This is a genomic window from Paracoccus sp. (in: a-proteobacteria), from assembly GCF_046462195.1.
In the GTDB taxonomy this organism is placed as follows: Bacteria; Pseudomonadota; Alphaproteobacteria; order Rhodobacterales; family Rhodobacteraceae; genus Paracoccus.
In genome coordinates this window covers 1-22,311 of sequence record NZ_JBKGUN010000201.1, presented here as the reverse complement: position 1 = coordinate 22,311, position 22,311 = coordinate 1, and the positions used below count along the sequence as shown (strand labels likewise).

General features: G+C 62.9%; 25 protein-coding genes. 10 read left to right on the top strand and 15 right to left on the bottom strand.

The window, feature by feature from the left end; translation table 11 throughout:
* Positions 1–1,402, top strand: a 1,402-nt coding sequence (locus ACLHHB_RS12355) for a peptide chain release factor 3 (protein WP_410218583.1), incomplete at its 5' end; no start/stop codon positions are given.
* Between the two features lie 49 nt (positions 1,403–1,451).
* Here the strand turns inward: ACLHHB_RS12355 and ACLHHB_RS12350 are convergent.
* Both ACLHHB_RS12350 and ACLHHB_RS12345 read right to left on the bottom strand, forming a co-directional pair.
* Positions 1,452–1,874 carry an OsmC family protein gene (locus ACLHHB_RS12350; protein ID WP_410218582.1) on the bottom strand — a complete coding sequence of 141 codons (423 nt, stop codon included), beginning with the start codon at positions 1,872–1,874 and terminating at the stop codon, positions 1,452–1,454.
* Between the two features lie 56 nt (positions 1,875–1,930).
* Complete coding sequence (locus ACLHHB_RS12345) at positions 1,931–3,091, bottom strand: deoxyguanosinetriphosphate triphosphohydrolase (protein ID WP_410218581.1); 1,161 nt, start codon at positions 3,089–3,091, stop codon at positions 1,931–1,933.
* A 77-nt stretch (positions 3,092–3,168) separates the two neighbouring features.
* Between ACLHHB_RS12345 and ACLHHB_RS12340 the strand changes: the two genes are divergently transcribed.
* Positions 3,169–3,492, top strand: a complete 324-nt coding sequence (locus ACLHHB_RS12340) for a HesB/IscA family protein (RefSeq protein ID WP_410218580.1) — start codon at positions 3,169–3,171, stop codon at positions 3,490–3,492.
* Between the two features lie 2 nt (positions 3,493–3,494).
* Here ACLHHB_RS12340 and ACLHHB_RS12335 read toward each other — a convergent pair whose 3' ends face one another.
* On the bottom strand, positions 3,495–4,043 hold the full coding sequence (locus ACLHHB_RS12335; RefSeq protein ID WP_410218579.1) for a hypothetical protein: 549 nt from the start codon (positions 4,041–4,043) through the stop codon (positions 3,495–3,497).
* Between the two features lie 61 nt (positions 4,044–4,104).
* Here ACLHHB_RS12335 and xth point away from each other — a divergent pair, with 61 nt between their 5' ends.
* Complete coding sequence (xth, locus tag ACLHHB_RS12330; protein WP_410218578.1) at positions 4,105–4,890, top strand: exodeoxyribonuclease III; 786 nt, start codon at positions 4,105–4,107, stop codon at positions 4,888–4,890.
* Here the strand turns inward: xth and ACLHHB_RS12325 are convergent.
* Entirely contained in the window at positions 4,887–5,774 is an 888-nt protein-coding gene (locus ACLHHB_RS12325) for a cation diffusion facilitator family transporter (protein ID WP_410218577.1), read from the bottom strand. The genes xth and ACLHHB_RS12325 overlap by 4 nt on opposite strands.
* A 291-nt stretch (positions 5,775–6,065) precedes the next feature.
* On the opposite strand from ACLHHB_RS12325, the gene ACLHHB_RS12320 reads away from it, so the two are divergent.
* Positions 6,066–7,226, top strand: coding sequence for a BCCT family transporter (locus ACLHHB_RS12320; RefSeq protein WP_410218576.1), 1,161 nt, complete (start codon positions 6,066–6,068; stop codon positions 7,224–7,226).
* Positions 7,227–7,280: 54 nt separating this feature from the next.
* On the opposite strand, the gene ACLHHB_RS12315 is transcribed toward ACLHHB_RS12320, so the two are convergent.
* Both ACLHHB_RS12315 and ACLHHB_RS12310 read right to left on the bottom strand, forming a co-directional pair.
* On the bottom strand, positions 7,281–7,610 hold the full coding sequence (locus ACLHHB_RS12315) for a hypothetical protein (protein ID WP_410218575.1): 330 nt from the start codon (positions 7,608–7,610) through the stop codon (positions 7,281–7,283).
* 130 nt (positions 7,611–7,740) lie between these two features.
* Positions 7,741–9,597, bottom strand: coding sequence for an extracellular solute-binding protein (locus ACLHHB_RS12310; RefSeq protein WP_410218574.1), 1,857 nt, complete (start codon positions 9,595–9,597; stop codon positions 7,741–7,743).
* Between the two features lie 263 nt (positions 9,598–9,860).
* Between ACLHHB_RS12310 and ACLHHB_RS12305 the strand changes: the two genes are divergently transcribed.
* Positions 9,861–10,643, top strand: a complete 783-nt coding sequence (locus ACLHHB_RS12305) for a 3-hydroxybutyrate dehydrogenase (RefSeq protein ID WP_410218573.1) — start codon at positions 9,861–9,863, stop codon at positions 10,641–10,643.
* 194 nt (positions 10,644–10,837) lie between these two features.
* On the opposite strand, the gene ACLHHB_RS12300 is transcribed toward ACLHHB_RS12305, so the two are convergent.
* Both ACLHHB_RS12300 and ACLHHB_RS12295 read right to left on the bottom strand, forming a co-directional pair.
* The gene (locus ACLHHB_RS12300; RefSeq protein ID WP_410218572.1) at positions 10,838–11,221 is read right to left on the bottom strand and encodes a host attachment protein; all 384 of its coding nucleotides are present in this window, start codon (positions 11,219–11,221) and stop codon (positions 10,838–10,840) included.
* A gap of 51 nt (positions 11,222–11,272) precedes the next feature.
* Positions 11,273–12,475: a pyridoxal phosphate-dependent aminotransferase gene (locus ACLHHB_RS12295; protein ID WP_410218571.1), complete on the bottom strand. Its 1,203-nt coding sequence runs from the start codon at positions 12,473–12,475 to the stop codon at positions 11,273–11,275.
* 91 nt (positions 12,476–12,566) lie between these two features.
* Between ACLHHB_RS12295 and ACLHHB_RS12290 the strand changes: the two genes are divergently transcribed.
* The 3 genes from ACLHHB_RS12290 (at position 12,567) to ACLHHB_RS12280 (ending at position 13,832) form a co-directional block, all read left to right on the top strand.
* The gene (locus ACLHHB_RS12290) at positions 12,567–12,911 is read left to right on the top strand and encodes a helix-turn-helix domain-containing protein (RefSeq protein WP_410218570.1); all 345 of its coding nucleotides are present in this window, start codon (positions 12,567–12,569) and stop codon (positions 12,909–12,911) included.
* Positions 12,904–13,206, top strand: a complete 303-nt coding sequence (locus tag ACLHHB_RS12285; RefSeq protein WP_410218569.1) for a succinate dehydrogenase assembly factor 2 — start codon at positions 12,904–12,906, stop codon at positions 13,204–13,206. The genes ACLHHB_RS12290 and ACLHHB_RS12285 overlap by 8 nt, the downstream gene beginning before the upstream one ends.
* 170 nt (positions 13,207–13,376) lie before the next feature.
* On the top strand, positions 13,377–13,832 hold the full coding sequence (locus ACLHHB_RS12280) for a MarR family winged helix-turn-helix transcriptional regulator (protein ID WP_410218584.1): 456 nt from the start codon (positions 13,377–13,379) through the stop codon (positions 13,830–13,832).
* 50 nt (positions 13,833–13,882) lie between these two features.
* Here the strand turns inward: ACLHHB_RS12280 and ACLHHB_RS12275 are convergent, their stop codons facing one another.
* Positions 13,883–14,311 carry a VOC family protein gene (locus tag ACLHHB_RS12275; RefSeq protein WP_410218568.1) on the bottom strand — a complete coding sequence of 143 codons (429 nt, stop codon included), beginning with the start codon at positions 14,309–14,311 and terminating at the stop codon, positions 13,883–13,885.
* Positions 14,312–14,446: 135 nt separating this feature from the next.
* Between ACLHHB_RS12275 and thyX the strand changes: the two genes are divergently transcribed.
* Positions 14,447–15,352, top strand: coding sequence for an FAD-dependent thymidylate synthase (gene thyX / locus ACLHHB_RS12270; RefSeq protein ID WP_410218567.1), 906 nt, complete (start codon positions 14,447–14,449; stop codon positions 15,350–15,352).
* Between the two features lie 226 nt (positions 15,353–15,578).
* Here the strand turns inward: thyX and ACLHHB_RS12265 are convergent, their stop codons facing one another.
* The 6 genes from ACLHHB_RS12265 to ACLHHB_RS12240 form a co-directional block, all read right to left on the bottom strand.
* Complete coding sequence (locus ACLHHB_RS12265; RefSeq protein WP_410218566.1) at positions 15,579–16,277, bottom strand: fumarylacetoacetate hydrolase family protein; 699 nt, start codon at positions 16,275–16,277, stop codon at positions 15,579–15,581.
* Positions 16,274–16,687 (bottom strand): VOC family protein, encoded by a 414-nt coding sequence (locus ACLHHB_RS12260; protein WP_410218565.1) that lies wholly within the window; start codon positions 16,685–16,687, stop codon positions 16,274–16,276. Before ACLHHB_RS12260 ends, ACLHHB_RS12265 begins: the two co-directional genes overlap by 4 nt.
* Positions 16,688–17,561: 874 nt before the next feature.
* Entirely contained in the window at positions 17,562–18,632 is a 1,071-nt protein-coding gene (locus ACLHHB_RS12255; RefSeq protein WP_410218564.1) for a glycosyltransferase family 4 protein, read from the bottom strand.
* Positions 18,629–19,558 (bottom strand): YbhN family protein, encoded by a 930-nt coding sequence (locus ACLHHB_RS12250; RefSeq protein WP_410218563.1) that lies wholly within the window; start codon positions 19,556–19,558, stop codon positions 18,629–18,631. Before ACLHHB_RS12250 ends, ACLHHB_RS12255 begins: the two co-directional genes overlap by 4 nt.
* Positions 19,555–21,144, bottom strand: coding sequence for a sulfatase-like hydrolase/transferase (locus ACLHHB_RS12245; protein ID WP_410218562.1), 1,590 nt, complete (start codon positions 21,142–21,144; stop codon positions 19,555–19,557). The genes ACLHHB_RS12250 and ACLHHB_RS12245 overlap by 4 nt, the downstream gene beginning before the upstream one ends.
* Positions 21,141–21,866 carry a CDP-alcohol phosphatidyltransferase family protein gene (locus ACLHHB_RS12240; protein ID WP_410218561.1) on the bottom strand — a complete coding sequence of 242 codons (726 nt, stop codon included), beginning with the start codon at positions 21,864–21,866 and terminating at the stop codon, positions 21,141–21,143. Before ACLHHB_RS12240 ends, ACLHHB_RS12245 begins: the two co-directional genes overlap by 4 nt.
* 101 nt (positions 21,867–21,967) lie before the next feature.
* On the opposite strand from ACLHHB_RS12240, the gene ACLHHB_RS12235 reads away from it, so the two are divergent.
* Positions 21,968–22,311 (top strand): cytochrome b (locus ACLHHB_RS12235; protein ID WP_410218560.1); only part of this gene is annotated, 344 nt, incomplete at its 3' end.

The window sequence follows — 22,311 nt, the reverse complement described above, 5'->3', positions numbered from 1 at the left end:
GGATCGCGGCATCTCGGTTTCAGCCTCGGCCATGTCATTCGATTTCGACGGATTTCGTTTCAATCTGGTCGATACGCCGGGTCACAGCGACTTTTCCGAGGATACCTATCGCACGCTGACCGCGGTGGACGCAGCGATCATGGTGATTGACGGAGCCAAGGGCGTTGAATCGCAGACCCGCAAGCTGTTCGAGGTGTGCCGCCTGCGCGACCTGCCGATCCTGACCTTTTGCAACAAGATGGACCGCGAATCCCGCGACACGTTCGAGATCATCGACGAGATCCAGGAGAACCTGGCCATCGACGTGGCGCCGGCCTCCTGGCCGATCGGCGTGGGGCGCGACTTTATCGGCTGCTACGACATGCTGCATGACCGGCTGGAACTGATGGACCGCGCCGACCGCAACAAGGTGGCCGAATCGATCGCCATCGAAGGGCTGGACGACCCTCGGCTGGCCGAACACGTCCCGGCCGACCTGCTGGAAAAGCTGCGCGAAGAGGTCGAGATGGCGCGCGAGCTGCTGCCCGCCTTTGACCGCAGGTCCTTTCTGGAAGGCCACATGACGCCCATCTGGTTCGGCAGCGCGATCAACAGCTTTGGCGTACGCGAGCTGATGAAGGGCATCAGCCAGTACGGGCCGCCCCCGCAGCCGCAGAACAGCGCCGGACGCGAGATCGCGCCCGAGGAAAAGACTGTCACCGGCTTTGTCTTCAAGGTCCAGGCGAACATGGACCCCAAGCACCGCGACCGCGTGGCCTTTGTGCGACTGGCTTCCGGCCATTTCGAACGGGGGATGAAGATGGTCCATGTGCGGTCGAAAAAGCCCATGGCCGTGTCGAACCCGGTCCTGTTCCTGGCGGCCGACCGCGAACTGGCCGAAGAGGCATGGGCCGGCGACATCATCGGCATCCCGAACCACGGCCAGCTGCGCATCGGCGACGCGCTGACGGAAGGCGAGGCGCTGCGCTTTACCGGCATCCCCAGTTTTGCGCCGGAACTGCTGCAAACGGTGCGCGCGACCGACCCGATGAAGGCCAAGCACCTGGAAAAGGCGCTGATGCAGTTCGCCGAAGAAGGCGCGGCCAAGGTCTTCAAGCCCGCCATCGGCTCGGGTTTCATCGTGGGCGTGGTGGGGGCGCTGCAGTTCGAGGTGCTGGCCAGCCGGATCGAGCTGGAATACGGCATTCCCGTCCGTTTCGAAGGCAGCCAGTTCTCCAGCGCGCGCTGGGTGTCAGGTCCCAAGGACAAGGTCGAGGCCTTTGCCGAGGCCAACAAGGGCCATCTGGCGCATGACCACGACGGCGATCTGGTCTATCTGACCCGGCTTCAGTGGGACATCGACCGGATCGGTCGCGACCATCCCGACCTGAAGCTGACGGCGACCAAGGAAATGATGGTCTGACAGCCAAACGCCGGCGCTTATCGCGCCGGCGTTTGTTGGTCCGCCAGGTTCAGGCCTTGCGCGCGTCCATCGTGATCTCGGCGTTCAGCAGCTTCGAGATCGGGCAGCCGGCCTTGGCCTTTTCGGCCACTTCCAGCAGCTTGGCCTCGTCCGCGTCGCCGGTGATCGAGGTGGTCAGGTGGACCTTCTTGACGGCGAAGCCTTCGCCGTCCTTGTCCATCGAAACGTCGGAGCGGGTTTCGATGGACACGCCCGAGACGCCTTCCTGTTCCAGCATCATCGCCAGCGCCATCGAAAAGCAGGACGCATGCGCCGCGCCCACTAGCTCTTCGGGGTTGGTGCCGGGCTGGTCTTCGAAGCGGGTGTTGAAGCCGTAGGGCAGGGCGTTCAGGGCGCCCGACTTGGACGATACCTGGCCCTTGCCGTCCTTGAGGCCACCTTGCCATTGGGCCGATCCGGTGCGGGTGATCATGGTTGATCCTTTCTTTGAATGTGTTCCGCCCCCCAACGCGGCAATCCTGTTTCGGTTCAGCGGCCGATCAGGCGTTGATGTTCGGCAATGGCATAGCGGTCGGTCATGCCAGCCACGTAATCCAGAACCAGCCGCGCGCGTTCGGTTCTGTCCGGAAGGTCCAGCGACTGGCTGCGCCATTGTGCGGGCAGGCGGTCCGGGTCGTTCAGGAACAGGGGGAACAGGTCGTTCAGCATCTGCGTGACATGGTTGCGCTCGACCACAATGGACGGCGCGCGGTACATGCGGTGAAACAGAAAGGACTTGATGGCCTTGATGTTCTGGTAAAGCGGCTTGGAAAAGCGGATGATCGGACCGTCCATCCCGCGGATATCATTGACGGATTGGGGTTGCAGTGCGGCCAGCCGGTTCTGGGCCACCGCGATCACATCCTCCACCATGACGCCGAAGACGCGGCGCAGCGCCTCGTAACGCCGCCGCGTCGGGTCAAGGCTTGGGTAAAGGCGGTCCACCTCGGCAAAGGCCGGGCCGATGACCGGCAGTTCGGACAGGTCTTCCTCGGTGAACAGGCCTGCTCGCAATCCGTCATGCAGGTCGTGGTGGTTATAGGCCACGTCATCGGCCACGGCGGCGACCTGTGCCTCGGCACTGGCATTGGTGTGCAGTTCCAGATCCCACTGGGCATTCACCTGTGCCAAGGCATAGGGCAGGTCGCCGGTGATCGGCCCGTTGTGCTTGGCAATGCCTTCCAGCGCCTCCCATGTCAGGTTCAGGCCATCGAAATCCGCGTAATGACGCTCCAGCCGGGTCACGATGCGCAGTGCCTGCGCATTGTGATCGAACCCGCCATAAGGGGCCATCAGCGCGGCCAGCGCATCTTCGCCCGTGTGACCAAAGGGCGGGTGGCCCAGATCATGGGCCAAGGCCACCGTTTCCGCCAGATCGGTGTTGAGGCCGAGGGCGCCGGCGATGGTGCGCGCCACCTGCGCCACCTCAATCGTGTGAGTCAGCCGGGTGCGAAAGTAATCGCCACGATACGCGTCGCCGTCATGTTCGACAAAGACCTGGGTCTTGTGCTTGAGCCGCCGGAAGGCGCTGGAATGGATGATCCGGTCCCGGTCCCGTTGCCAGGGCGAGCGAAAGGTGGACAGGCTTTCATCGTGCAAGCGCCCGCGGCTGTCTTGCGGCTGGCAGGCATAGGGCGCGAGTGTGGTCATGGGGCGCGGGGCCTTCCTTGCGAGTTGTTGGGTCAGAGCCTATATTTGATGCCTACCGACAAAAACGGGAACGTCCCATGAACCTGCCGCCCAAAGTCACCGAACGCGCCTTCGAGCGCCTGTCCCAGATCAACGCGGGCAAGGATCCTGTTCCGCTGCGCGTGGCGGTGCTTGGCGGCGGATGTTCCGGCTTTCAATACGACATCCGCCTGGACCGCCCCGAAGAGGATGACCTTGTCCTGGAGCGTGCCGGGCAAAGTGTGGTCGTCGATCCGGTTTCGCTGCCTTACCTAGCGGGGGCGGTGATCGACTTCACGGACGAACTGATCGGCGCACGTTTCGTGATCGAGAACCCCAACGCCACCAGCAGCTGCGGTTGCGGTACGTCCTTTTCGATCTGACATCAGTCGCAAGGGCGACTGCGGGTCGTGAGCTGCGGGTCCAGCCAGCGCAATTCCGTTCCTGCCGGAGTTGTTTCGGTGACGGTGTCCAGATCCCATTCCGCGATCTGGCACAGGGTCCGGTCCTGTCGATCGGCAATGCGCAGGGCACCATTGGTGAATGTCGTCGTCAACGCGTGACCTTCGCGGCGACTGTCAGGCGTGATGCGGAAGTCCAGCGGATCGGGCAGGGTCACCGTCGTTCCCTGGTCGCCGAACAGGTCCTGCGGCCCCTGCCAGTCGGCGGAAACACCGGCGGCAAGGGTCAGGCGGTGGTTTCCAGGCGGGACCAGCAGGCGCAGCGCGGTTCCTGCCCGGACATAGCCGCTGATGACGCGCCTTCCCGAGGCATCAGACAGGATTGCCGCCACATCCCGGTCGTCCGGCGCCCGAAGGTGAAAGGGGATGGTGGCAGGCAGGGGGCCGTCCTTTGACAACAGGCCCGTGGGCGGCCGCGGCTCTGCCATGGCAAGCATCGGAACAACCAGCAGCAGGATCAGGGCACGTTTCACGGTCAGGCCTTTCGCAGGGATGCGGTTGCCAAACGCGGCACGGCCGCTAAAGATGCCGTTCATGAAAATCGCAAGCTTCAACATCAACGGCATCAAGGCCCGGATCCAGGCGCTGACCGAGTGGCTGGGTGCCACGGATGCCGATCTGGTCGTCCTGCAGGAAATCAAGTCCGTGGACGAAGGTTTCCCGCGCGAGCACTTCCAAGACTTGGGCTGGAGCGTCGAGACGCATGGCCAGAAGGGCTTCAACGGAGTCGCGATCCTGTCGCGCCTGCCGTTGGAGGATGTGACCCGCGGCCTGCCCGGCGATGATGCCGACGAACAGGCCCGCTATATCGAAGCCACTGTCGTGGGGGCACAGGCCGTGCGGATCGCCGGGTTGTATCTGCCCAACGGCAACCCGGCGCCGGGGCCGAAATACGACTACAAGCTGGCCTGGATGGAGCGTTTGCGCCAGCGCGCGGCCGATCTGCTGGCCAGCGAGATGCCGGTGGTCATGCTGGGCGATTACAACATCATCCCCGAGGCGCGTGATGTTGCGCATCCGCAGAACTGGCTGGAAGACGCGCTTTTCCTTCCGCAAAGCCGGGCCGCGTTCCGCGCCATCGTGAACCAGGGCTGGACCGATGCCATCCGCATCCGCGACCCGTGGAACACGCGCGGGCCGTTCACCTTCTGGGATTACCAGGCCAATTCCTGGCAGCGCGACAACGGCATCCGCATCGACCATCTGCTGCTGTCGCCCCAGGCGGCCGACCTGATGATCGAGGCTGGGATCGACCGCGATGCGCGGGCGGGCGAAAAGCCGAGCGACCATGTCCCGGTCTGGGTGCGTCTGGCGGCCTAGATCACCAGGACGCCGGAATGCTTGGCCTTGTGTTCCGGCTCGACATGGATGGTGATCTGCGCGTCGGGCAGGCGCTGCCTGAGCGAGGCCTCGACCCGGTCGCAGATGTCATGGGCGTCCGACACCGTGGTCCGGCCGTCCACCACCAGGTGAAAGTCGATGAATGTCACCGCTCCGGCATGGCGGGTGCGCAGGTCATGCGCCTCCAGCGCGCCGCTGGCCTTGTCCGAGATGATCTCCCGGATCGTGGCCAGGGTCGGTTCCGGCACCGCTTCGTCCATCAGGCCGCTGAGCGACGACGTCATCACGCGCCAGCCCGACCACAGGATGTTGACGCCCACCAGCATTGCCAGCAACGGGTCCAGGATCGCCCAGCCCGTCGCGACGGCCAGGCCCACCCCCAGCAGTACACCGGCCGACGAGATCACGTCGGACAGCAGATGCTTGCCGTCGGCCAGCAGGGCGGGCGACCGCAGTCGTCGCCCCTGACGGATCAGCACGCTGCACCACAGCGCGTTCAGGACGCCCGCGCTGGCATTGATCGCCAGCCCCAGACCTGCCGCCTCGATCAGGCGCGGGTTCTGGAACGCATGCCACGCTTCGCGCAGGATCAGCAGCGCGGTCACGATGATCAGCACCCCTTCCAGGACGGCACTGAAGAATTCGGCCTTGTGGTGGCCATAAGGGTGGCTTTCGTCCGCCGGCCGCTGCGCCACGCGGATGGCGACAAGGGCGGCCATGGCGGTCGCGACATTCACGATGCTTTCCAGCGCATCCGACATCAGCGCCACCGAACCCGTCAGCCACCAGGCCAGCGTCTTCAGCGACAGCACGATCAGCCCGATCAGAATGCTGACGGACGCGATTTTCAACGTGCTGGCCATGGGTCCGCCCTTTTGTCCGGTTCTGCCAGGTTCTGCGGCGAGCATGTCGCAGAACCTGGCTCCGATCTCAAGCCTGAGCGGGCGCTTTGCTGCGAACGGGACAAGCGTCGCCGCCCGAAATTTTATTGATTGACCGATCACTCAATATAGATCAGGCTTTAGAGGATCGAATGAAATTGCGGTTCAGGGGCCGCGACGGTGACGGTCTGACGGTTCTGCTGCAAGGCAGCGACTGCGCAGATGCACGCCGGTATCCAAAGCTGATTGTTCAGTGACCTAAGAAGGATCATCATGACGCCCATCATTACCGTCGCCTATCTCAGTGTTCTGGCCTGCGCGCTGTTTGTCCTGATCCGCTGGCCCCGCCTGCGCCTTCAGGGCCAGGAGCCGGTCGGATTGTTCACGCTGATCGCACTGTTGTTCACGGCCGGGCTCGATATGGGGCTGGTCATGCTGCCGCTGAGCGAATTCTCGATCTATCAGAATGATCCGGCCTTTTCCTTCACGAACGCCCTTGCGGTGGAGTTCGGGATGTGGGGCCCGTTGGTCTGGCTGATGTATTTCGTGGCGACGTTCTATTTCCTGGTGCTCGAGCCGCGGTTGAAGCTGTTCGAAATCCCGGTGATCCGGATCGTCTACAACCTGACCGTCATCGCGACCTGCTCGTTCACCTGCTACCTGTTCATGTCGAACCTGCCGACCTATGCGCCGGACCTCCCACGAGGGGCGATCTGGGCGCTGGTGATGACGGTCATCGCGGCAGCGGTCATTTCCAGCGGGGACATGAGGGTGATGAAATGGCTGGCCATCCTGTCCAGTTATGGCTTCGGGATGCTGGCCTTTACCGCACTGGCGATGATCGCCTTTGTCTACAGCCGTGTGGGTCTGGATGACTTCTTCAACAATTTCGGCTTGCTGGCGGATTATTTCGTTCACCTGCCGCGCTTTGCGACACCGATCTCGGAATACCACGAGTTCTATCTGTTCTGGTGGTTTGCCTGGTCGATCATGATCGGCCAGTTCGTATCGCGCTTTGTCGGCGGCATGGAGGTCTGGCAACTGGCGGTGGCGATGGTGATGCTGCCTGCGATCCCCCTCGGCCTGTGGTTCAGCGTCCTGTTCGTCTATCATCAGGGTGGGGTGGTGATCCCCGGCTGGCTGAACTGGTTCATGATCACCGTCGGCATCGTCTTCGTGATCAATTCCTTGGACAGCCTGATCCGGCTTTATTCCGCCAATCTTGGCTGGTCGCGGGAAAGGCTGGGGGACCGTCGCTATTACCCGCTGCATTTCCTTCTGCAGCTTTCGCTGGTCGGCGCTTATGTGTTCACGCCGTTCAAGATCGAGTGGGTGGGGCTGGTCGTGGCGGGCCTTTATGGCGCCATCTACGTGCTGCTGGTCCTGCGATCCGACCGGCTGTCGGTCACCTTTGCACAGCAGAAATCGGCCTGAGCCGCTGGCAAGGCCCGCCCGTTGCCCCGAACCCGGGCACGGGCGGTGCAGTCTTCATTCGCCGTTCTTGTCCTCGTCGCCAAAGGCGGCGTCGTCCATGAACTCGTCCTCGCCGTCATTGACGAACTTGGCGCTGAGGGCGATCGAATGGTTGTCATGGCCCGGGTCCATCACGACATCCGACGGGATCTCGCCGATCAGCCATTCGCGCAGTTCTTCGCGGATTTCCTCGGGTTCCTGTCCGGTTACCTCGACCAGGTATTCGATAAAGGCGCGCTGGTCTCCGTCGATCTCGTCCAGATCCGCCTCATCGGCATCGGGCCATTTGTCGAGGATCGCCTCATAGAAGGCCGCCCAGTTTTCCTGAACATGGTGCCACTTCATCAATAACCTCCTGAAGGGATTGCGCCCTGGAACCAGCGCGCCGTCCCGGTAATGTCCTCGCCGACCCCGGCGACGGTGTTGCATCCGGCCAGTATTCCACAAGCCAGCAGAGTAACCCAGAACATCCGCATCAGTTCGCCTCCTGCCACCAGACTTCCGGAAGAAATCCGGGCCAGTCTCCATAAATGGGTTGTTTTTCGGGATATTTCAGATCGACCGCATGGGCCAGACGCGAGATGGGCGAAAAGCTGACGGGGATCACGTAGCGTCCGGCTGTCAGGATGCGGTCCAGCGCCTTGACCGCAGCGGTGAACTCTTCGGTCGTCTCGGCCTGGACCATCGTGTCGATCATCGCTTCGGCTGCGGGGCTGTTCATGCCCATCCAGTTCTTGGTGCCTGGCGTCGTGACGCCGTCGCTGCCCCAGTACAGGCGCTGCTCGTTTCCGGGCGACAGCGACAGGCCGCGTTCGTACCATGTCATGTCGAACTGATAGTTGTTGGTCCGCTCGATGTATTGGGCCGTGTCCAGCAGCGTGACACGGGGCGTGATCCCCAAGGGACGCAGCGACTCGACATAGATGTTCACGATCTGCTGGGTTTCGGAGCCGGTGCGCATGGCAGTGCCGGACTGGTTCAGCAGGATCTCGAAACCGAACACCTGCCCTGCGGCGTTCTTCATTTGGCCGTCCTGGATCGTCCAGCCCGCTTCTTCCATCAGCGCCTGTGCGCGCCGCAAAGCGGCGCGATCCATCGAACGTTCGCTGCCGTCGGGCAAGGCATAGCCCTCAATCGTGCCCGGAGGCAGGTCGGACGCGAAGGGCTGCAACAGTTCGGCCACGCGCCCCATGGCGGGTCCGTCACCCATCCCCAGAACCGAGTTGGAAAAATAGGATGTGATGCGGGGGTCGGAACCTGCGTTGAGGGTCTGGTTGATAAAGCGGAAATTGAACATCTCGATCATCGCCTGGCGCACCCGCCAGTCATCGAAGATCGGGTTGCGGGTGTTCATCACCAGCCCGACAATGCCGGAGGGCCGTTCGTTCGGGATCTCGGCCTTGACGATCTCGCCGCGGGTCATCAGGGGAAAGTTGAATTCATTTTCCCACTTCTGGGCCGACAGTTCGCGCCAGACAGTGGCCTCGCCCGCCTTGAAAGCCTCGAACATGGCATTGGCATCGCCGAAATAGTCGTAACGTATCGTATCGAAGTTGTTCAGCCCCGCCATCAGCGGAAGATCCTTGCCCCAATAGTCGGGATTGCGCCGGAAGGTGATCGAGCGGCCGGGATCAACGCGATCGATCACATAAGCCCCGCTGCCGATCGGCGGTTCCAGGCTGGAATCGGCGAAATCCTGTCCCTCCCATTGCGCCTTCTTCAGGATGGGGCGCAGGCCCATCAGCAAGGGCAGCTCGCGGTCCTGTTCGGCAAAGGTGAACCGCAGGCTCCGTTCGCCCGTCTGTTCCATGCTGGCGACCTTGGACCAGGCACCCAGATAGCGGGGATGCCCCTTGGTCCCGAGCGTTTCATAGGACCACATCACGTCTTCGATGGTGACGGGACTGCCGTCGGAAAAGCGGGCTTCGGGGCGCAGGGTGAACTCAACCCAGGAGCGGTCCGGCGCGGTCTCGACAGTCTCAGCCAATAACCCGTATAAGGAGAACGGTTCGTCGATGGATCGCATCATCAGCGACTCGGGGACGTGGACGCCGACCGCCCATGCTGCATTGCCTTTTAAGACCCAAGGCTTCAGCGAATCAAAGCTGCCGGGCTCGGCAAGACGAATCGTGCCGCCCTTGGGCGCTTCGGGATCGGCATAGGGAAGATGGGCAAAGCCTGCGGGCAGCGCAGGTTCTCCATACATTGCAATGCCATGGACAGGGTCTGCAAGGCTTGTCAGAGGCATTGCTGCAACACCGGCGCCGACCGTCAATGCCGCCAACCATGTCCCCTTGATCGCGGTTTTGTTAAGGTTTTTTAGGATTCGCATCGCCTGCCGCCCCGGTGTTCATTGTTTGGCGGCGATATCAACAGTCTCAACAGGCGGGCGTCAACCAAGCCGGGAAGATGGGTGTTGGCCTCGCGCATTTCCTCGCGTATAAATGGGGCACTGCTCGATAGGTTTCTTGCCTGTATGAAACCTGCCTCATAACTTGCGCCCGCCTTGTGCGGGCGTTTTTTTTTGCCCATGCTGCAGCTGCGAAACCCGCAGCGGGGCCTTTCATGTCCCCGCCGCACAACCAGGAGCAGTGGATGTTTCAGCCATTCCTGAAAGGCAAGACTGCCGTCGTCACCGGCTCGAACTCGGGCATCGGCCTTGGGGTGGCCGAGCGTCTGGCACGGGCCGGGGCCGACGTGGTCCTGAACAGCTTTACCGACCGGGACGAGGATCATGCGCTGGCCGAGCGTCTGGCCCATGAGCACGGCATTGCCGTCCGCTACGTCAAGGGCGACATGTCCAGTGGAGACGATTGTCGCGCGCTGATCGAGCAGGCCGGCCGCTGCGACATTCTGGTGAACAACGCGGGCATCCAGCACGTGGCTGCCATTCCGGATTTTCCGGTCGATCGATGGGATGCGATCATCGCGATCAACCTGTCATCGGCCTTTCACACAACAGCCGCTGCGCTGCCGATGATGCGGCAGGCCGGCTGGGGCAGGGTGATCAACATCGCCTCGGCCCACGGGTTGACAGCCAGCCCGTACAAGTCCGCCTACGTGGCGGCCAAGCATGGCATCGTCGGCCTGACCAAGGTGACAGGGCTGGAAACCGCACGCGAGGCAATCACCTGCAACGCCATCTGCCCGGGCTATGTCCTGACCCCGCTGGTGGAGGCGCAGATCCCGGACACGATGCAGAAGTACGACATGGGCCGCGAAGAGGTGATCGAAAAGGTGCTGCTGGAACGCCAGCCTTCCAAGGAATTCGCCACCACCGACCAGTTGGGCGACACGGCCGTGTTCCTGTGCAGCGATGCCGCCGCGCAAATTACCGGTACCACGATCAGCGTCGACGGAGGCTGGACGGCGCTCTGAGTCCATCGGAACCCGGCCTGATGACCTGCGTTGCCCTTCAAGACAAAGTGAAGGAGTGACGGATGAAGGGTCTTGTTGCGTGGTTCATGGGCGTGCCGGTGGTGGTGATCGTCATCCTGTATGTACTTGGCGTCTTTTGACGCAAGAACGCCCCGCTTCTGCGGGGCGTTTTCATTTGGAACGGGACAATCCTGTCAGGCCAGTGCGTTCTGAATCGTGGGTATGTCCGAGTTCGTGAGGGTCTTGGACAATTCGCGCCGCAGTCGAAGCTGCAGTTCCTTGTGGTAATGCTTGCGCATCACGCCAAGCGTGGAAGGATCGGCGATGATCGCGATATCCTCCAGCTTGTTCTTCAGCACCATCTCGTTCAGATGGCGCGTCAGACGAAGCGCGAAATCCGCCTCTTCCTCGTCACGGGGAGAGATCTCGTCTAGCTGGGGCATCTTGGCCGGGTCCGAGAGGCTGGCGGGGGTGACGGTTTCGACCTGGGTCAGCTCAAGCCCGTGCTTGGCCGCATTGCGAAAGATGGTGGCGGAGTGGCCGTCCGCGACGACCACCACGGCGTTGTGGGGCAGCATGGTCAGTTTCCTTCTTTTCTGCTCGCCCTGTTCAACGCCGTCCGGACGGCGCTAGTTGCACCCTTCGCAAAAGCGGCGGATGCGTGTCACGGCCTCTTCCAGCACCTCGTCCGCGGCTGCATAGGAAATCCGGAAATGCGGACTGAGGCCGAAGGCTGCGCCAAACACCACCGCGACGCCCTCCTCGTCCAGAAGCGCGTTTGCGAATTCCTCGTCGCTGTCGATGCGCCGACCCTTGGCCGATGTGCGGCCGATCAGACCCGCCATGGAGGGATAAACATAAAAGGCCCCTTGCGGCACCGGGCAGTCCAGGCCCGGGCAGGTGTTCAGTCCCGCCACCACCAAATCGCGGCGCCGCTGAAAGACGGCGCGGCTGTCACGCACATAATCCTGCGGTCCCTGCAAGGCAGCCTCGGCTGCATACTGGCTGACCGAGCAGGGGTTGGAGGTTGACTGCGACTGCAGCTTGGCCATCGTCCTGATCAGAATCTCGGGGCCCGCGCCATAGCCGATGCGCCAGCCGGTCATGGCATAGGACTTGCTGACGCCGTTCATGGTCAGGACCCGGTCCTTCAACCGCGGCTCGACCTGAGCGGGCGTGCAGAACCGGAAGCTGTCGAACACCAGATGCTCGTATATGTCGTCGGCCAGGACCCAGACCTGCGGGTGGCGCAGAAGCACGTCGCACAACGCCTGCATCGACGCGCGGTCATAGCCTGCACCCGATGGGTTCGAGGGGGAGTTGAGGATCAGCCATTTGGTGCGGGGCGTGATCGCCTTCTCCAGCGCTTCCGGTGACAAGCGAAAACCCGAGGCCTGATCGCATTCCACCACAACGGGTCGTCCCCCCGCCAGCAGCACCATGTCGGGATAGCTCACCCAATAGGGAGCAGGCACGATGACCTCGTCCCCTTCATCAAGCGTCGCCATCAGCGCATTGAACAGGATCTGCTTTCCGCCCGTGCCGACCGTGATCTGCGACAGCCTGTAGTGCAGCCCATTTTCGCGCGCGAACTTGTCCGCGATCGCCTGCTTGAGCGTCGGCGTTCCGTCCACGGCCGTATAACGCGTATGTCCGGCATCGATGGCCGCCTTTGCCGCCTCGCGGACATGCAGCGGCGTGTCAAAGTCGGGCTCGCCTGCCGACAGGCTGATGATGTCATGCCCTTCTGCCCGCAGTTCGGCGGCACGGCCTGTCATCGCGATGGTGGGCGAAGGCTTGATGCGGGCCAGCCGGTCGGAAACGAATGCCATGAAGGAACCTCTCGGGTTGCGGGCGGTTTGAACTATCGCCCTGCCTGACTTACGCTGCCGGTCGAAGCGTCACAAGCGAGGGACCAGACAGATGGACATCTATGCCGAGCCGGTGGCCACTTTGGGCGACCGTCTGACCGCAGCGCGCGAAGGCGCGGGGCTGGCCATTGCCGACCTTGCCGATACCCTGGGGTTGCGGCCGGAAACGGTCGAGGGATGGGAGGTCGACCAGGCCGAACCCACGGCCACCATCCTGGGACGGATCGCCGCGTCAACCGGCGTATCGCTGGTCTGGCTGTTGACGGGCGAGGGTTCAGGGCCGAAAGACGACAGCGAATGGAACGCGCTCCGCGCCGAACTGGCCGAACTGCGTCATCTGCTGGCTGATGCCAGCGCCCGTGTTGAGCGTCTCGAGGAGGCATTGGCCCATGGCTGAAACAACTGAAAACCGTCTCAGGCGACTGCACATGCGCAGCTGGCGGCGCGGCATGAAGGAGATGGACCTGATTCTCGGCCATTTTGCCGATGACACTCTCCAGTCCTTGAGCGCCGAGGAGCTGGACCTGTACGAGCGCCTGCTGGGCGAGAATGATCAGGACCTTTACCTTTGGGTGACGGCCCTGATCGGGTCCGGGCCACTCCGCGATGACCGGGGGCCCGCGCAGCTTGCTCCGTTGCTGCAACGGATTGCCCGACACGCCAGCGGGCGGCTTGGCAGGAGCCAGGTCTAGATCGGTAAAATAATAGGAATATCTGGTACGCGATTAACCTAGGATTGTCTTTTGTCTGCCATTGTCAGGACATGACGAACACGACAGGACAGCCCGCCATGCTCGCACCCGCACCGCGCGACCAGCGCACGTCAACCGACCCGGCCCATGCCGGGATCGCCCTGACGGAAATGACTGAAGCCTATCTGGAATCCCTGCAACTGCTGGAGCGGATGCACCGGCTGATGCTGGATCTGGTCAAGGATGAATTCGAACGCCTTCACCAGGGGGATCTCACGCCCGTCCAGGCCATGATCCTTTACAACCTCGGCACGGCCGAAGTGTCCGCCGGCGAGCTGCGCTCCCGCGGGATGTATCAGGGATCCAATGTGAGCTACAACCTGAAGAAGCTGGTGACGATGGGCTATGTCCATCACGAACGGTGCGATATGGACCGCCGTTCGGTCCGCGTCCGCCTGACCCCCGAAGGGCAGGAGGTGCGTGACATGGTTCACAGGCTCTTCCTGCGCCATGCCGAGGGACTTGCGATGTCGGGCGTGCTGGAGGATCCGCCGCTGGATCAGGTGAACCTGCAAAGCCGCCGGATCGAGCGGTTCTGGACGGAACAGATCCGCTATATCTACTGAAGCGGACAGGGCCGGAAGACCGCGCGCCCGATGGCGCGCGGCAGATGTCTTTACCAGTGGCCGGTGTTTTCCATGCTGGACCATGGCTCCTGGGGCGGCAGGTGATCCCCTTCCTGCAGCAACTCGATCGACACGTTGTCGGGGCTGCGCACAAAGGCCATGTGGCCGTCGCGCGGCGGACGATTGATGGTGATCCCGGCGTCCATCAGCCGCTGGCACATCTCATAGATGTTGCCGACCCGGTAGGCGAGGTGGCCGAAGTGACGACTGTCCGAAGGCAGGCCCTCGTCTCCGTCCCAGTTCCAGGTCAGTTCGACCGGGCATTCGGGCTGGCCCGGAGGGGCCATGAAGACCAGGCTGAACCGTGCCTTGTCATTGTCGATGCGGCGCGTTTCCTCCAGCCCCAGAAGGCGAAAGAACTCCATTGTCTTGTCCAGGTCCTTCACGCGGACCATCGTGTGCAGATAGCGGATGTTCATGGGCTTCTCCTGCCGTGGTTTCGGGGCAACCTGACATGGACCTCCATGTCCTGCAACAAGGCTCGGTTCCTGTTGTCCAGAAGGGCGTCTTGACTTAGGAGAAGGCCACCGCACCGCCCGAAAGGACCGCTCCCCATGCCCCTGACCCCTGACCAGCAGGCCGAGATCGACAGCCAGCGCCAGACGCCGCGCCAGACCCTGCGTGCCGTTTCCGAGGGGATGGAGGCGCATCTCTACAAGGCGCATCAAGTGCTGGACCACGGCTTGGTGCGCGTGATCGACTACATGGGCGACGATGCCGCCATCTGCCAGGCCGCGCGTGTCAGCTATGGCACGGGGACGCGGTCCGTCCAGAACGACGAAGGGCTGATCCGCTATCTGATGCGGCACTGGCATTCGACTCCGTTCGAGATGTGCGAGGTGAAGTTCCACGTCAAGCTGCCCGTCTTCGTGGCGCGTCAATGGATCCGCCACCGCATGGCCAACGTGAATGAGTATTCCGGCCGTTACTCGATCCTCGACCGCGAGTTCTACATTCCCGCGCCCGAGCATCTGGCCGCGCAATCCAGCCAGAACAACCAAGGGCGGGGCGAGGTGCTGCAGGGGGAAGAGGCACAGCGCGTGCTGGACCTGCTCCGCGATGATGCCATGCGCAGCTATGACAACTATGAGGCCATGCTGAGCCAGGAGGGGCAGCAGGGGTTGGCGCGCGAGCTGGCGCGGATGAACCTGCCCACGAACATCTACACTCAGTGGTACTGGAAGGTGGATCTGCACAACCTGATGCACTTCCTGCGCCTGCGGGCCGATTCTCATGCTCAATACGAGATCCGGGCCTATGCGGATGTGATGTGCGACATCACCCGCGACTGGGTTCCTGCCGCCTACAACGCTTTCCGGGATTATCGCATGGATGCGGTCAGCCTGTCCGCGCAAGGCACCGCCGCCCTGAGGCGGCGCTTGGCGGGCGAGGTCGTCACGCAGGAAAATTCAGGCATGGGCGCGCGCGAGTGGCGGGAATTCGTGGCCATCTGGGGTTGATGCGCAAAGCATTCGCCTCAGAACCGGTTTCCTCATTCCCCCGGTATCGGCTTGACAGCAGGCTGCCATGGTCGTCTCGGCCAGGGCGGCGGTAGCCCACAGAGAGGCTGTTTGTTCCGCCAGCCCTGCTTACGGCCGGGACGGGGAACGGCAGGCAGATTGATTTTGGCCAGAAACGCGGAAAGTCCCTTGCTCACAGCCTTCCAAGGTCACTTTCCAGACAGGATCAGTCTGCCAAGACCACGTTGTTGATCAGTGGCTCCAGCCCCTCGATCCGGACTATCATCCGGTCGCCGGGAACAACCGCCCCGACGCCCGCCGGGGTGCCAGAGTAGATCAGGTCACTCGGTGACAGGCACACCATGCGCGACAGTGCGGCGATGATGTCCGGCACCGGCCAGATCATCTGTGACAGGCAGCAGTCCTGTCGGACGATGCCGTTCACCTCCAGCATCATGCGCCCTTTTGCCATCGGCCCTGTCTCCTGGACCGGATGCAGGGTGCCGCAGAGTGCGGAATGGTCAAAGCCTTTTGCCATGTCCCAAGGGCGCCCCATGCGCTTGGCTTCGGCCTGAAGATCGCGCCGGGTCAGATCGTTGCCTGCGGCAAAGCCCCAGATCAGCGAACCGGCCTCCTTGGGGGCGACATTTGCACCACCCGCGCCCAGGGCTACGACCAGTTCAGCCTCGAAATGAAGGTTCTTCGTTGCAGAAGGATAGGGCAGATCCGCTCCGTCCGTCAGCAGGGCATCGGCAGGCTTGGAAAAGAAGAACGGAGGCTCCCGGTCGGGATCGTGGCCCATCTCGCGCGCATGGTCGGCATAGTTGCGTCCGACGCAGAAGATGCGCCGCACCGGAAAGCGTTCGCTGCGCCCGTGGACCGGGATCGACGGCATCGGGGGAGGTGCGATGACGAACCCGCTCATGCAGCGAAAAGTCCGTCAAAGTCGGCAAAGCCCTTGACCTCGATCGGGTTGCCCGACGGGTCGAAGAAGAACATGGTCCGCTGTTCCCCGGGCTGGCCTTGGAAACGGATTACGGGGGGGATGTCGAAATCGATGCCATGGGACTGCAGGCGGTCCGCGAGTTCCAGCCAGTCTTCCAGCCGCAGGACGACGCCCATGTGCGGCATCATCACCATGTGGTCGCCGACCTTTCCCGTGCGCGTCGTCGGGAACGGCGTCCCCAGATGCAATGACAACTGGTGGCCGAAGAAATCGAAATCCACCCAGGTATCGGTTGATCGCCCTTCGGTGCAGCCCAGGACGCCGCCATAGAAACGACGCGCTTCATCCAGGTCGGTGACGTGAATGGCAAGATGGAACAGCGACTTCATCGGCATCTCCGCACGCAAGGGACGGGCCATTGATGCCCGCCGCCGGTCTTGCATGCAAGCGGCTTGCAGGACTGAAAGCCCGGTCGACACGTTACAGCGCTGGGCGGGGCTTCCTGCTTGCTGTCTGTTTGGTTGGGGAGGCCTGTCGTCAGGTCTTTTCCGGCCACGCGGCAACTGTCGGAGCAAGGAGGCTTATGTTCCGCCTTTGGACACTACTCGCGTTATAGGCCGGTTTGCTGACGCAAGGTCCTGTACGGACAAGTGCCCACCGCCATTACGTTCGTGGCATTTGCTGCGGCAAGAGTTGCGCTTGGGCGAAGCCTGATGATCAGGAAGTCAGGATGAAGATCGTTTGCTACATGAATGGCACATGATCTGTACGACCCTCAAGCGCCGCTGCAAGAGATGCTATATGGAACGATCTCACAATATTGCTTCTTCATAATACTGCAAACGGCAGTGACAGAATCCCTTTTTGCCCAGAGCTTTACGTACTGGTTAATTTTCAAATTGCTTATTGCCCTTGCGTCGTGAGGGGATATGGGCATTGGGCCGTCAGCCATGCAAAAATAATGGCATAAAAGGGGTTTCTTGCACCATGGAAGTGTTCGGGTCTCACACCACATGACGACGGCGCCAAAATATCACATGATACTGAAACACCATGCGTCGTGACAACCGAGCGATTTGTCGTTCTGGCTGCGGATCGGCTGAATATTGATTGCCAACCAGCTGCCGACCAGCAGCGGACAGAACGCAACTGCCGGGATCAGGGACTTGAGGAACTGAAACGGGCTTCCTGATCAGTCACCAGGCCGACTTTCTGGACAGGGTCAGGGATCTCATCATCCGATCAGGGAGAATGCTCCAATTGTTATTGCAGGGCAGGCGCATACAAATTGTCTAAAACGGCGCCGGCCAGTCGTGCGGTTTCGTCCCATGCGGGCAAAACCCTGCCTGCCTGCGCGGCGGCTTTGGCGAGGGTGAAACGCTCCTGCGGGTGTGACAGGAGACGCCGCAACGCGTCCGCGAAGGCTTGGGGATCGTCGGGCTGCACCAGCAGGCCCGCTTCGTGCGGCACCGTTTCGGGAACGGCGCCTGCAAGGGTGCTGACAATGGGCAGACCATGGGACAGCGCTTCGTCAAAGACGATGCCATAGCCTTCATAGCGCGTGGCCAGCGCAAAGATCGATGCCTGACGGTAAAGGGTCTGCAGGGCATCATGCGGCACGCGCCCCGCCAGCCTCAGCCGCGACCCCAGTCCTGCTGAGGCGAGCTGCAGACGCAGCGCCTCGACATGGGCATGATCCCAAGGGTTGCCCACGATGACCGCCTGCCAGTCCAGCCCGCACAATCGCGACAGCGCCGTGATCAGGATGTCATGGCCCTTGCGCGGATGCAGGATGCCGACCGACAGGATCAGGGGCGGGTTGATGGGAAGGGAAGGAGACGCCGAAACGGGCCTGTCGGTGCCAGGACGCACGACAGTGATACGACCGGCAGGAACGTCGTATCGTTCCACCAGCATGTCGCGCGTGTGCGGGCTGGGAACCATCACGGCCCGGGCGAGTGCCAGATTGTCTTTCTCGGTCCGCCACAGGTGGTTCGCCAAGTCTGCGGGCAGCGCGCTTTCCTGCGCCAGGGGATGATGGATCATGGCAACAATGGGTGCGGTGACGGCAGCGACGCCTTCCGGCTCCAACGCGCCAAAGGCCAGACCGTCGATGATGACCGGCCTGTCCGGAGGCAGGGCGATCAGTTGCCGCAAGGCGGTTGCCATGTCGGCCGGGCCGGGAAAGGGCATGCTGTTTGGCAGGGACAGGATGTCGATCCGACGGCCTTGGGCGCGCAACCCTTCGACAAGGCGGCGGTCATAAAGATAGCCGCCCGTCAGCGTGTCGATGTCCCCCGGCAGGGCAAAGGTTGCTGATCGACATGCGTTCATGATGGAACCCTTGCGACGATGGAGCGGCGGCAGAACAGAAGGACAAGGACGCCCGGCAGGGTGCTGGCCAGAAAGATCAGGCCAAAGGCAAGGCTGGCGGCCACCCCGGCGGATGCGCTGGCACCTGCCAAAGGGAACAGGCTTGCCGCCGCCCCCTCGCGCAGGCCCCAGCCGCTGATCGTCAGCGGCAGGATCATCGTCAGCAGGATCAGGGGAACCAGCACAGTGGTTTCGCCCAGTGAAAGGATTGTTCCAGTGGCTCGGGCGCAACAGGCGAATGCCGCCAGATTGGCCGCGATGATGACCAGGTTCAGGACCAGTTGCCTGGGCAGGGCGTGGCGCGTGAACAGCGTCAGCCGGATCATGCGCCCCATGTCCCGCGCGGCTTTTCCCATGCGGCCGGGCCTCGACCGCATGGCCGTCATGCCCCCAGCCGCCACAAGACAGATCAGCAACAGGACAGCCACAAGACCCAAGACCCACGTGGGCAGGCGCAGTCCGTCCGGCGACAGAAGAACGGCGGCAACGCCCCCCAGCAAGACAGCAAAAAGAACGATCTGGCCGGTCAGACGCTCGATCGCGACGGCGGCGCCGGAACGGCGCAGGCCACCGATATGTCTTGTGCGGACGGCACGGCCTGCATCGCCCAGAACACCACCCGGCAGCGACTGGTTCACCACTTGACCCAGGTAATATTCTGCCACGGCACGCCGCAGCGGGATCGTTTGTCCCAGCAGGGCCGCGATCATCTGCCAGCGCAACGCGGACAGCAGCGTTTGCGCGGTCAGGGCAGCCATGGCGGCGGCCAGCCATCCCGCATCGGCATGCGCCAGCAGGCTGATCGCCGCCGGACCGTCAAGTCCGGTCCACAACAGACCCAGCAGCAGAACGGCAGCCACAATCTGCAGCACACGCGCCCCGGTCATGCCGGAGGGGTGTCGCTGCTGCCGGAAAATCCATGCAGGAACAGGTCGCGCATGTCCTCCATCGGCAGGGGCGCAAGGTCGCGGGGCGGGATCAGGCCTGTCGCCAGCCCCCATGCCGCCGTCCGTTCGACCAGCGCCGGCGGACCGATCACGTGGATCGGGACTTCTCGCCGTTCATCAAGGCCGATGGAGCCGGCCGCCTGGTGATCACCCACCAGGACCATCAGGGGCGGATCATCGGCCTGTCTTTCGGCGTAGCTCATGACAACCTGCAGCGTGTAGTCAATGGCGTCCCGGTACTGGGCGCGCACCCGGTCACGGTCACGCCAGACGACCTCGGGCGGGTCACCTTCCTGTGCCATGGCATCAAAGATCCGGCCGTCGCCGACTTGGTCCCATTCCACCATCCATGGCACGGGAACCCAAGGCGCATGCGAGGAGATCAGGACCACCTGTGCGAACAGCGGGCGCGGGTCCGGCGTATCCCGCAGCAGGCGATCGGTCACCGCCAGCGTGTATTGGTCGGGCATGGTGACCCAATTGAAGGGCAGCCCGCGGTAACCCATGTCGGGAGCCGCGATGATGGTCTGGAAGCCCATCGTGGATGCCTCGGGCCAGGGACGGACAATGGCGGGCATGACGGCTGCGGTCCGGAATCCTGCCGCCGCCGCACGATGAAACAGCGTCTGCCGCCCGCTGGCGATGGCGGCGCGATAGCGGATCTGGTCATTGACCAGCAGCCCGTTGGCCAGAGTGGCATGGGCAAGCCAGCTTTGCCCCCCATGCGTGGGCGAGGTCAGAAAGCCCGAGCGCATTCCAAGGCCAGCCTGCGTCAGTCGCGCCTGTGCCTCTGCCAGGGTTGCCAGATGGCGGTCGGCAAACAAGGGCGTATCAAAGCTGGTCCGGCCATAGCTTTCCAGAAAGATCACCAGCACGTCACGATCGATCCGTTCCATGGGATTCGCCAGCGTGGCCAGGGCATCGCGGCGCGCATCGGCGCGGAACGAACGCAATTCGGTCAGGGTGCGACCGGCCAGCCGCGCGTGATCCAGCACAAACTGCCTCGTCAAGGGGCGCAGCGGCCCATGTGGCAGGGTCATCAGCGCACCGGCCAGCCCTGCCGCGGCAATGCCTGAGCCCAGACGTACGATGGCTCGGCCCCGTGCCAGCCGGACCAGGACGCCAGTCGCCCACCACAGCGCCGCAAGGATCGCCATCACCAGCACGCCTGCCACGAGCGTCACGCCAGTGGCCGCAACAATCCCAAGGCTGCCCGCCAGAAGCCGCACCGACGCATCGATCAACGGCAGGTCACCAATGATGTTGAAGCGGCGGCCCAAGGATTCCAGCATCAGCAGGTCCGCGACCTTCAGAACCGTTGTCAGCGTCAGCAACAGGACGGTGATCCCCCTTGTCACCTGTCCCGGAACACGGTGTCCGGTGGCGATCAGCAGCAATGCCAGAATCACCATCTCGGGCGCAGGCATGGCCCATGCACGCGGGAGCAACTGTTCCGGATGCGATGGCAGGGCTGTCAGCAGGTGCAGCAGTGCCAAGGCCCCTGCGAGGCGTAGAGAGCGGCTCAACGATGTTTCCTCAGCCACAGCAGATCGCGGCCAAAGGACCATAGCAAGGCGATTGCGGCCACACGCGCCACGGTGATGGCAAGGTCGGCCGGCATCTGGGGCAGCTGCAACAGGATCAGCGCGGCCAGCTGCAGCACGCAGATGGTCTTGCGCCGCATGCTGACGGGCAGCGGTGCCATGACCCATGGGCAGATCAGGCCCAAACCTATGAACAGATAGCGCATGATCCCCAAAACAAGAACCTCGGCTCCGACCGGACTGGCCACCCAGGCATGACAGGCCAGCACAAGGGCCATGGCGGCGTCCACTTCCATGTCGAAGCGGCCGCCGACCTCCGATGCGAGGCCGCTGCGCCGCGCCAGAAATCCGTCCACGCCGTCCAGAACCAAGGCGAACAGGGCGACGCCTGCAATCAGCCAGCCCGATACCGCTTCTCCAAGCAAGGGGGCCACCAGTGCCGTGGTCAATGCCAACCGGATCAGGGTCACCGCATTGGCCGCTCCGATCCGTTCATACGGGTAATGGCGTGCAATGGCGTGCACCACGACTGCGGTGGCCGCCGCAAAGGCCAGCCCACTGGCCACCGCTCCACGCCCTTGTCCCAGAAGGGGCATTGCCGTCACCAGATGGACGGCGAGACCGGTCAGCACGGCAGCGGTCAATCCCTGCGGCAGGGGCCGGGGTGCAGCATCGGTCGCAGGGTCAGGCTGGAGCATCTGCATGACGCGAGCATATGATTGCCTTCACGTGCGTCAAGCAAACCTGCAGGGACTATGAGGATGTCCTGCATGGCGCTATCCTTGAACCACAGCGGGAGGGAGCGATGCGCGGCTATTCGACGACGGCAAGGCTTCTGCACTGGCTGGTCGCCTTGCTGATCCTGGCCATGATTCCGGCCGGCCTGATCATGACGCAGGAGGGCATCGGCCGGCGGCTGGGCAATCTGCTGTTCCTGTTCCACAAGAACACGGGCGCCGTTCTGATCCTAGTCATCGTTCTGCGCCTGATGTGGCGCCTGACGCACCGGCCGCCGCCCTTGCCGCAGTCCTTGCCGCAGTGGCAGCAAGTGGCGGCACGCCTCTCGCATGGCGCGCTTTACGGACTGATGGTCGTGATGCCCTTCAGCGGTTATGTCCGGGTGCGGGCGGGAGGGTTTCCGGTCGAAGC